Origin of the sequence: Faecalibacterium sp. BCRC 81149 (genome assembly GCF_022750605.1) — a bacterium.
Classification (GTDB): Bacteria; Bacillota; Clostridia; order Oscillospirales; family Ruminococcaceae; genus Faecalibacterium; species Faecalibacterium duncaniae.
Genome location: NZ_QXJA01000028.1, coordinates 1 through 9,504, shown reverse-complemented (window position 1 = coordinate 9,504; position 9,504 = coordinate 1). Strand labels below are relative to the sequence as shown.

Here is a 9,504-nt window from a genome sequence, read left to right as displayed (position 1 = left end):
ATCCCTTGTAGACTACGAGGTTGATAGGCACGATGTGTAAGTGGAGTGATCCATTCAGCAAGTGTGTACTAATAGATCGAGGGCTTGACCACAATTCGCTTGAATTCTCAAGTCAATGATAAAATGTCAGCAGTGATTATTCAGTTTTGAAGGCACGTCCTTCAAGAAACACTGGACAAAGTAAAACAGAAATGTTATACTGAACCAGTCATATTGGTCGGTGACGATGACGGTGAGGTTCCACCTGTTCCCATTCCGAACACAGAAGTTAAGCTCACTCGTGCCCAAGATAGTTCGCTGGAAACGGCGCGTGAAAATAGGTAGTCGCCGACTTTTATATGGCCCGTTGGTCAAGCGGTTAAGACAGAGGCCTCTCACGCCTTTAACATCGGTTCGATTCCGGTACGGGTCACCATATGCACCTCTAGCTCAGTTGGTAGAGCAACTGACTCTTAATCAGTGGGCCCAGGGTTCGAGTCCCTGGAGGTGCACCAGATATTGAACGTCAAATCGTAAGATTTGACGTTCTTTTTTGTTATGTAACCCCGAAAAATCGGGGTTTGCACGGTCAATGCACGGTTTTTGCACGGTCGGCGTTTTCGTGGGAATCCTCTGCATGGGCTGGAATTGCTTTGAAATGCGTGGTAAATTTTGCATCAGGTCAGCAGAGCCAGACGGAGCTGCGCCTTTACTTCGGGGTCTGCGTCCTTCAGAAGTTCCAGCAGAGCGGTCATGGAGATGGTCGGTTCGCCTGCGGCGGGTACAGCCTGCGGGCTGGGGCTTTCCTGTTTAGCATAGAACCCTTCCTCAAATTTCCTGCCCAGTTCTACACGAGAGGACTGCTGGATATGAGCGTAGGTGTTCACCAGCATATCCGCCGTGGCGTGCCCTGTGGTGCCCTGAACGGCTTTCACATCGCCGCCGGAAATCATCAGTTGATAGGTGGCACTGGAATGCCGCAAACCGTGGAACACAATGCGGGGGAATTCCGGGTGGGCATCCTGCCATTTGAGGAACTTCTTGCGGATCAGCACCGGCTCCACTGCCAGACCATTGGGTAGACGGAACAGCATTCCGCTATCATGGTAGCGTGCCGGGTCTTTCATCTCGTCTGCCGCCAACTGATTCAGCCACTTCTTCAATTCCTCTTTCAGTGCAGAGGTCATGAAGATGGTACGGCAGGAGGATGCGGTTTTGGTGCTTTTCAGGATGAGGGAAGTGGTGCTGCGCTCCAGCTTGTCCGGGAATATCTTGATGATGCAGCCATCGTCCACTTGATTTAGGGCTTCTTTCCGCACCCGCTGCATGGACTTGTTGATACGGAAGGTTCCGATGCCATCTGCGGCATCAAAATCGAGATCTTCCGGGGTCAGACCTACGATCTCGCCCTCTCGCAGTGCGCCCACCAGTGTGAGGTGGACTGCCAGATGCAGGATGGGGTCCTCCATGCTGTCCAGAGCCGCCCTCATTTCCTCTACCGTCCAGATGGTGCGCTCCTGCGTAGACTTCTTGGGGCTGTCCACGGGAACAGGGCTTTTGACAAGGATGCCCCACTCTACGGCATACTGGAAGGCAGTGCCCAGCAGCCGGTGCACCTCATGGATCGTTGTGCCGGAAAGGAAACGCTGCTTCTGCTTTTCGGTCAGTTCCTGCTTCTTGCCCTCGATATACGAACCACAGGGCGTTTTGCTCAGGGTCGTGTAGAGGTTCTCCATGTGGTAGGGCTTGAGCTTCTGCATCTCCATGCTACCGATATAGGGGATAATGAGATTCTGAATGGTGGAAAGGTTGGATTCGTAGGTTTTGGGTGCCCACTTGTGCTTGCTGCACTGTTTCGGCAGCCAGTCCATCAGGAACTCTGCCACCGTTACCGAGGACGGAATCAGGAAAGTGCCAGCGGCCAGTTCATGCTCGATTTGCTTTTTTCGGTTCGTTGCCTCCTCTTTTGTGGGAAAGCTCTCCCATTTGTCGCAGCTCTTGCCGTGCTCATCTTCGTAGGTGTAGCGGACGCTGTAAGAGTTGCCGCGCTTCGTAATATATGCCATACTGTTTGCCTCCTTATCAAGCTGCCCGGTAGAGCCACGCATCGAAGCTGTCCTTCGGCACACGGATGCTTCCGCCTACTCGCAGGACACGGAATTCGGTAGTGCTGTTGCACAGATTGTAAGCAGAGCGCAGGCTGATGGCCAGCATTCGTGCGATCTCTTCCACCGTGTACACCAGTTTCGTGGTTGCCGGGCTGTCAGTCGGAGACCTGACGGCATTGGTTTGAGTGACCACTTCCATTGTAGTGGGATTCGAGTCCTTTTGCAAGAACTTTTTCGTATAATCGGAAGATTGCACAGGGACGGTCATAGAATTACGGTCAAAATCCATAAGCATTGCTCCTTATATTGTCATATCATCTAAAAATTCAGCTTAAAGTTCTACATCTTGCCCACGCTTACGGTTTTGCTGCGGCACATTCATGGTGTGCTCCTGCTTGGGGGCAAGAATCTTTTCCAGAAAGCCACGCACCAGTTCGGGCGCACGGTGGAGAGCATCCAGATAGGGTTTCACGTCGTACCACAGGTCGTGGTACTTGTTGCTCCAACGAACGGCCTCTTTCTTGGCGGTGGAAAGTTCTTCTTTCAGGCGGCGGTTCTCCACATCCATCATATAGCCGTGGTCGGCTTGCTTTTTCAGCTTGGAAAACTCTTCTTCGGTCAGCGAATAGTTGCCGAGAAAGGTGCGCTTACCAATATAATCCAGATCGCGCGCATGAATGAGGGCTTCTTTTGTGAGCGTGACCTTTTTCTGCACAGCGGCAAGTTCCTTTTCGGTCTTGGAGAGGGTTTTGTTGGTTTGGGTGAGGTGCTGCCCTTTCTGGTCAATCTGGACGGTCAGGCTGCCCAGACGCTCTTGCTCCCGTTGGACTTTGAACTGGGTGACGGTTAGGTGTTCTTCGGTGCTGCCACGCTCGCCGCGCTCCACATCCGTGTACCCGGCAGCGCGCATATAGTTGAAGAAATCATCCTGCAAGATGCTGTACGACTTCTTCAGGACTTGTTTGCCGTTCTTTTGCAGGACGGGCTTTCCGGCATCGTCCAGCAAGGGCTTGGATGCCCACTTCTTGCTCCGGCTGACCTGCATGACGGCCTCCTTGACTGTGCCGACCAGTGCCTTGTCCTTGCAGCGTTTCGACCAGAGGATCTGCTTTTCCACCACAGGCACATAGACCACATGGAGATGATAGTGGTAGACTTCACGGCCTAATGCTTCGGTCATGGCACGGTTGATCTCATCGGCGTGCATGACTGCCGAGAGGATATACTGCTCACCGCCCACGATTTGAACGGCAGCTTGGTAGGCATCCTCATAGAACTGCTTGGCGAACTCGTAGCCGCCGTGGTTGTCAAAGTAGGCCGAGTTGACATCAAAGACAAGCTCGCAGTAATGGGTGGCATCCGGCTTCAAGCCGCGCGTTGAAATCGTACCAGCGGCTTCCAGTTGGGAGAACAGGTCAGTGTAGCTGGCGGTTGGCTTTTTGAAGTGGACGTTCCATGCAGCGCGCTGGGGGATAATATCGGGGTTCCGATAGCTGTCCTTTTCGCGCTCGTTGTGCTGTTGGGTGTTGCCAACGGCCTTGTCCGAAACGGCGAGATTTCGGACACTTGTGCGGTCAATACCATCGTTTCTTGCCAAAGGGCATCCCTCCTTTCGGGGTTCAGAGGAAGGTGACGGGGGACGGAGGTGCACTTCTTCGGAAGTGTAATAACCCACTATAACACTTTCATCCCTATGGGCTGCAAAGTGTAGTGGGCTCTTCGAGGACTCTCCGAGGGGAACGTCTCCTGCGGGAGAGCTACGATCAAGTTCGCACAATGCGAACTTGATTGCTCCGTACGCATCTGAAAAAATTGCGTACGGAGTTCAAACAACCTGTACGGTTCGTACGGCGTACGGATAAACAAAATATAAACGATAACACGCTTTAATTTTTTGCAATCTGCCGTACAGATTCGTACAAGTACAGACCGTACAGGTTGTACGAACTTCTTCCGTGAAAAAATGCACTTTTTACGGGCAGGGGGGGACAAGCGGTTCGATGTCCACAAAACCGCGCACCCTGCGGCCACCGAGCAGGGCGGTGTTATGCGTTGCACCAGAGTACCCAGCGTGGGAACTCTGGTGTTTTTTGTTTCCTGCCTGAATATACGGGGAATTTTGCAGAAAGAGCAAAAAAGCGGCAAAACTGCAACGGAAAAAGAAAAAAGCCCTTACTGGTTGCAGATTTGCAACAGCAAGGGCGGAGAGGTAACCGTATATTGAACAAAACGGCAGAGCGTATTATAATGAGGAAAAAGCTCAAAAAGGAGGGCCGACCACATGGCACAGGAATATCTGCCCGCACCGTCCAATGTCCGTCTTGCGGACTTGATGAAAGAGCACAATATCAGCCAACCGGAGCTTGCCAAGGAAATCGGCTGCTCCAAAAGCACCATCAGCCGCTTCATCAGCGGCGCAAAAGGGACGCTGACCCATGAGCAGGTGCTGAAAATCGCAAGGCTGTTTAATGTGTCCACGGATTTCCTGCTGGGAGAAACCAACATCCCCGACCGCAAAAATTACGACATTGCCGAACTGGGCTTGTCCGTAGAAGCTGCAAAGAACCTCTACACAGGGCGTGTCAATACAGAGGTGGTCAATCTGCTGCTGGAAAATGCCCGTTTCGCAGAGCTTACTTACCGCATAGCGCAGTATTTTGATGATACTTTTGCGTCTGGTATCGCAGCACAGAATGCCATGCTCACGACATTGAGCACCCTGCTGCGCACAAAGGTCAAGACCCCGGAAGCAGCCAAAGCCGCAAAGGACATCAGTCTCCGAAGAAAGCCGGTGTACCAAGGCGACCTTGATAACATTGAAATGTACTTCATGGCGGCGGTCAAGGAAATCAAAAAGGGCATCGGGAGCCATTACGCTGAACAGGAAGCCATGAGCAAGAAAGTGGCAGAGAAAATGTTCACCGAATTGACCAAAGGGCAGGATGTGCAGCACCCAACGATCACGGCAGAGCAGTTGGCGGATGCAATGTTGGACAGCGTTTCGGGCATGGAGGGAGCCACGCCGGAAGCACTGGAACAGCTGCGGAACGGTCTGCTGGGAATCTTGCAGTCTGCCGCAGAGCAGGAAAACGCCCATGAAGCAGACGAATGAACGGCTTTGTGCGCTGGCACAGAAAGGCGATGCAACTGCACTGGACAGCCTGATCGACAACAACAAGTCCTTTATTGGCAAGGTGGCGAACGACCTATTCCGCAGCATGAATCTGGCACAGTCCGGCCTGAACCTTGACACGGACGATTTGAAACAGGCAGGGAATATGGGCTTGTGGAAGGCCGTGCCGAAGTTCGATGCAGCGCGCGGCATGAAGTTCCTGACCTATGCGGCTCCTGCCATTCATAACGCCATGATGGACATGGTGCGGGATGCCTTTGCCGCTTTTGAGCAGCGGATGGTAACGGAGGGCAAGGACGGTATCTGCTACCAGCGCGTTTCGCTGGACGATGTTCTGCCGGGAGAGGAACAACTGCGGCGCATCGAAGCCATAGCAGACCCTTATGCCATGCAGCCGCAGAGTATTATGGAAGAGCAGGAATCGCGCCGGGAACTGTACGATAGCCTGAAACGGCTGACCCGGCGAGAGCAGACTTATCTGCTGTACCGCTATGGCTTCACAGACGGTGAGGAGCATCCCCTGATCGGTACAGCGATATACTTCCACCTGACAAAGAGCCGTGCTAAAAAGACCGAGGAACAGGCCATGGATAATTTGTGGCTGGAACTGCCGTGGTGGTTTGTTTGAATGAAAAGAAAAATCGTGATTGTGCTACAAGTTTTCTGGAAATTTATGTGCAGCTATACGATTTTGAAAAAAATTGTGGACAGATGAAATAAAGCAGGCTTAAAATTCGTTATTCAAACAGAGAAGCCAATAATCATGATACCATTGATGTGATTCTTATAACTGCAATCGATCAGAAAAATGTGACGTTCGGATAATTCAAATAGAGCTCTGATGAAGAGGTGATTAAAATGACGAAATCAAGTAAGAAATTGACTGCCTTTGGTATGGCTTTGATCGTAGCGATTCTTATAGGCGGTTTCCTGTTGCATCCGTGGGGGAGGACAAAATCGGAACTTACTGTAACAAAGGTGGATTTAAGCAATAATTCTATCTATGCAACTGCTCCCAATCAACTGTACGGTACAAATAATTACTATCTCATTCAGGGAGCTTCGAAATACTTAAAAGGAAATATTCAGCTATCGCAAATTGAAGAAGGCGAAAAGATTGCGGTAGTTTCCAATGGAAAGGTTTTATTATCTGACCCCTATCAGTTTGATACGATATACAGTATTCGATTACCATAATCCTATTTTCATGCCCTAAACAATGAAATGAATATAGATGCTTTTGAGAATATGAAGATATTATTATGAAAGAGATAATTGTTGAACCGCATATTAGAATTGGACAATTAAAATTAGGTATGACATCAGATGAGCTAGAAAATGCTCTTCTACAAATGAAGAAACAGTGGTCGAATTCTTCTGATGAAGCAATGCAAATGGAGCGTTGTGCGGAAACCGATGACCCTAATTTGATAACCGGACGATATATGGATAATGATTCGTTCTTTCTTGTGCAGTATCGGAACGGAAAAGCTGCTGAAATCGGCATCCAGCGTGATTTGTCTAAAGTGGTATCAATAAAATTGTTCGGGATGGATATGTTTAATACAGCCGCCGAGTGTATTATTGATAGCTTAATGAAAAAGGACAACGTTATTTGCAACGAAAAGGACTTGCAACTGGGAACGGAATATTTTTTTCCCGAAATTGGAGTCCGACTCTGGAGAGAGCGAGCATTTCATCCCAAACTGTTGAAAGACCCGCTATACATGGAAGAAATGCAGGCGGTATTAGAAGATGAATACCAGTATCGGTATTTTCAGATGGTTACCATAATAGGTTGAACTACTAACTAACCATGAGCCCTCTATTTGCAACGACTGCAAGTAGAGGGCTGTTGTTTTGCCTTGGATATTTTAATTAAAGGTCAATCTTCCAGTCTGCCATGGTCGCAGCCAAGTGAAAGGTAGTGTTCAATCTCACCACTCAGCACAAGCTGGGCGTACTCCAATGGCTTATTGTAGAGCAGCCAATCCAGTTCTGCCCGCTGTGCCGGGGTGTTGCCGTACTCGTCCTCAATGGCGATGCAGTCAAGGGAAAGGACAGTGCCATCCTCAAACCGGGCTTCCACCCGGTTGGTGTCCATATTGTAGCGGCAGGAAAGTAGTTTCATCATAGTAGTGTCCTCCTAGACTTGATTTTTGGTGTGCGGCCACTCAAACCAATGCCGTCAAGCCGGTAGGGAATAGGGCGATTTTGTTTGTCAGAGAGTAAGTGCACGGTTTCTGCACGGATTTTGCACGGTTTCAAAACGTGCAGAGGGTGCTTTTCGCTGCAAAATCCGACAAAGGGTGCAGAAATTGCTGGGTGAAAAATCACGTTGATTTGATTAAAAATAACGATGACTCGAAACTTCCATAAATTGAGACGAACCGGCGGCTTGCTCTCTTAATCAGTGGGCCCAGGGTTCGAGTCCCTGGAGGTGCACCACAACAACAAAATCCGAACTTTTTTCCAATAGGAGAAGGGTTCGGATTTTTTGTGTTTTTCGGAAAACAGAATGAATCCATTGCTTCCATCGAAAAACGTCCTAGACCTTATCATAAGAAAGCACGACAGACCACTGTAAGAGTGCCGTAAGGCGGAAAGGACACAAACATGAAGTACGATGCAAGAGCCTGCAAATTCAATATGGATACCGGCTGCGTGGAGCTGCTGCTCCGGGATGGGAGAATGATCTCCATTGACTGCACTGGGGTCGAGGATGAATTGGACGTGACCATGGCGCAGAGGTCGGAGTTAGATTATCTCATCTACAATGACCCGCTTGGCTATGCAGACTTGATTCTGAACGGCGAACCAGAGGAGTATCTGAAGAATGTGGCGGGAAGTCACGGATTAGAAGATTAAGCATAAAAGGGTATGCGGCTATAAACCGCATACCCTTTTACACTTTATCGCTTCCAGACCGCTGCGGCATTGGAATGTGACATCAGTTCTTCGACCGGGATTCCGGCTGGGCAGATGTCCTGACACGCAAGAGATTTTCCGCAGCCTTCAAAATAAAGCTGACGATACGCATTTGCGAGTTCTGTCCGATGGGCAATATCCTGTTCTTCGTTCAGAATACGGTAAGCGTTGACGGGCAGAACAGCTCCAGCAAATTCACTGTTCGGGTCAAAGTTCGGGCAGACCTCCAAGCAGCAGCCACAGAGCAGACACTTAGCAGATCGATACCGCTGGCTGTGCGTATAGCTGGTCTGGAACGCATCTCCTTCCAGCCACAGCTTTGTCCGCTTCAGTGCTTCAAAGATTACGGAACGGTCTACGACCAGATCTTTCACCAGTGGGAATTTGCTCAAAGGCTCCAGAGTAACAACGCTTCCCTTACAGTCCCGCAGAAAAACGGAACAGGCAAGACGAGGCAGACCATTGATCCGCATGGCACAGGCACCGCACTTGCGTATCATGCAGCCGCATTCCCACGCAATGGGGGAAACGACCGTTCCGCTCTTTTCGCACAGAGGGCTGCGGTGATTCAGCTCGTTCAACACCGAAGCAATCGAGATGTCCGCACTTCCCTCAAAGGAAAACTCCTGCCAGCAGGGTGAAGCCTGCGGGTTTTCCTGCCGTTTGATTCGGATGGTGTAGTTCATAAATCATGCCGCCTTTCGGGGATGGATTCAAAGCTGATGGCGATATGCTGCCCGTTCCAGTGTGCCACGGTGGTTTTGCAGTAAACGGCATCGTTGCGTTGGGGATAATCTGCCCGCCAGTGCGCACCCCGGCTTTCTTTTCGGGCGAGGGCACTTTCCAGCATGGCACAGCCCAGAAGCGGAAGGGTGCCAGACAGTTTGCGGATTTCCTGAATGCCCGCTTCCAATGTCTGTGCATCCCGCACGACACCGAGTGCGTTCAGCAGAATACGATTCATCTGCATTTGAGCGTCCGGGGAAAGTTCGGGCAGAAGGGATTCTTCGGCACAGGGCATATTGGGGGAACTGACTGTTTCCCGGCAGGCAGTTTCCGCAGCAATCTGTCCTCCATAGATCGCACCCAGAAGAGAATTTCCACCCAGACGGTTTGCGCCATGGTACTGAGCGCAGCATTCACCGGCAGCGTACAGATTCCGCATCGAAGTGCGGTGCCGCTCGTCCACCTGAATGCCTCCCATAAAGTAGTGGATACCCGGCAAAATCGGAATGGGTTCTTTGCGAATATCTTTGTGCAGATAGGTCTGACAATCATCCACCAGTCCGGCAAGTTTATGTTCCATGACTTCCTTGGGGAGTTCTGTCATGTCGAGGAACACCTCATAATCACGGC

The 9,504-nt window shown here is 50.4% G+C and carries 12 protein-coding genes, 2 tRNA genes and 2 rRNA genes; 10 read left to right on the top strand and 6 right to left on the bottom strand.

Features of this window, described 5'->3' with window-relative positions; translation table 11 throughout:
* The 4 genes from D3F01_RS15595 to D3F01_RS15580 all read left to right on the top strand — a co-directional run.
* Positions 1-92 (top strand): 23S ribosomal RNA (locus D3F01_RS15595); the annotation flags it as partial.
* A 124-nt stretch (positions 93-216) separates the two neighbouring features.
* A 5S ribosomal RNA gene (gene rrf, locus D3F01_RS15590) occupies positions 217-333 on the top strand.
* A 7-nt stretch (positions 334-340) separates the two neighbouring features.
* Positions 341-415: transfer RNA gene (locus D3F01_RS15585), tRNA-Glu, on the top strand.
* A 3-nt stretch (positions 416-418) separates the two neighbouring features.
* Positions 419-494, top strand: a tRNA-Lys gene (locus D3F01_RS15580).
* Positions 495-656: 162 nt separating this feature from the next.
* On the opposite strand, the gene D3F01_RS15575 is transcribed toward D3F01_RS15580, so the two are convergent.
* Genes D3F01_RS15575 through D3F01_RS15565 form a run of 3 tightly spaced genes read right to left on the bottom strand, consistent with a single transcriptional unit; the run spans position 657 to position 3,684 of the window.
* Entirely contained in the window at positions 657-2,045 is a 1,389-nt protein-coding gene (locus tag D3F01_RS15575; protein WP_097786545.1) for a site-specific integrase, read from the bottom strand.
* Positions 2,046-2,061: 16 nt separating this feature from the next.
* Entirely contained in the window at positions 2,062-2,376 is a 315-nt protein-coding gene (locus D3F01_RS15570; RefSeq protein WP_207697962.1) for a helix-turn-helix domain-containing protein, read from the bottom strand.
* Between the two features lie 42 nt (positions 2,377-2,418).
* Positions 2,419-3,684, bottom strand: coding sequence for a plasmid recombination protein (locus D3F01_RS15565; protein ID WP_242889581.1), 1,266 nt, complete (start codon positions 3,682-3,684; stop codon positions 2,419-2,421).
* Between the two features lie 450 nt (positions 3,685-4,134).
* Here D3F01_RS15565 and D3F01_RS15560 point away from each other — a divergent pair, with 450 nt between their 5' ends.
* The 5 genes from D3F01_RS15560 to D3F01_RS15540 all read left to right on the top strand — a co-directional run bounded on the left by D3F01_RS15560 (position 4,135) and on the right by D3F01_RS15540 (position 7,022).
* Complete coding sequence (locus tag D3F01_RS15560; RefSeq protein WP_242889578.1) at positions 4,135-4,311, top strand: hypothetical protein; 177 nt, start codon at positions 4,135-4,137, stop codon at positions 4,309-4,311.
* Positions 4,312-4,368: 57 nt separating this feature from the next.
* A complete protein-coding gene (locus tag D3F01_RS15555; RefSeq protein ID WP_242889576.1) occupies positions 4,369-5,199 on the top strand; it encodes a helix-turn-helix transcriptional regulator in 831 nt (276 codons plus the stop codon).
* Positions 5,183-5,848 (top strand): sigma-70 family RNA polymerase sigma factor, encoded by a 666-nt coding sequence (locus D3F01_RS15550; protein ID WP_242889574.1) that lies wholly within the window; start codon positions 5,183-5,185, stop codon positions 5,846-5,848. Before D3F01_RS15555 ends, D3F01_RS15550 begins: the two co-directional genes overlap by 17 nt.
* A gap of 230 nt (positions 5,849-6,078) precedes the next feature.
* On the top strand, positions 6,079-6,417 hold the full coding sequence (locus tag D3F01_RS15545) for a hypothetical protein (protein WP_156065922.1): 339 nt from the start codon (positions 6,079-6,081) through the stop codon (positions 6,415-6,417).
* A gap of 65 nt (positions 6,418-6,482) precedes the next feature.
* The gene (locus D3F01_RS15540) at positions 6,483-7,022 is read left to right on the top strand and encodes a hypothetical protein (RefSeq protein ID WP_242889573.1); all 540 of its coding nucleotides are present in this window, start codon (positions 6,483-6,485) and stop codon (positions 7,020-7,022) included.
* 83 nt (positions 7,023-7,105) lie between these two features.
* Here D3F01_RS15540 and D3F01_RS15535 read toward each other — a convergent pair whose 3' ends face one another.
* Positions 7,106-7,354 (bottom strand): DUF6061 family protein, encoded by a 249-nt coding sequence (locus tag D3F01_RS15535; protein ID WP_097783552.1) that lies wholly within the window; start codon positions 7,352-7,354, stop codon positions 7,106-7,108.
* Between the two features lie 482 nt (positions 7,355-7,836).
* Between D3F01_RS15535 and D3F01_RS15530 the strand changes: the two genes are divergently transcribed.
* Positions 7,837-8,088, top strand: coding sequence for a DUF6061 family protein (locus tag D3F01_RS15530; RefSeq protein WP_242889572.1), 252 nt, complete (start codon positions 7,837-7,839; stop codon positions 8,086-8,088).
* Between the two features lie 44 nt (positions 8,089-8,132).
* Here D3F01_RS15530 and D3F01_RS15525 read toward each other — a convergent pair whose 3' ends face one another.
* Positions 8,133-8,834 carry a 2Fe-2S iron-sulfur cluster-binding protein gene (locus D3F01_RS15525; RefSeq protein ID WP_242889571.1) on the bottom strand — a complete coding sequence of 234 codons (702 nt, stop codon included), beginning with the start codon at positions 8,832-8,834 and terminating at the stop codon, positions 8,133-8,135.
* Positions 8,831-9,504 (bottom strand): FAD-binding protein (locus D3F01_RS15520; RefSeq protein WP_242889570.1); only part of this gene is annotated, 674 nt, incomplete at its 5' end. The genes D3F01_RS15525 and D3F01_RS15520, both read right to left, overlap by 4 nt.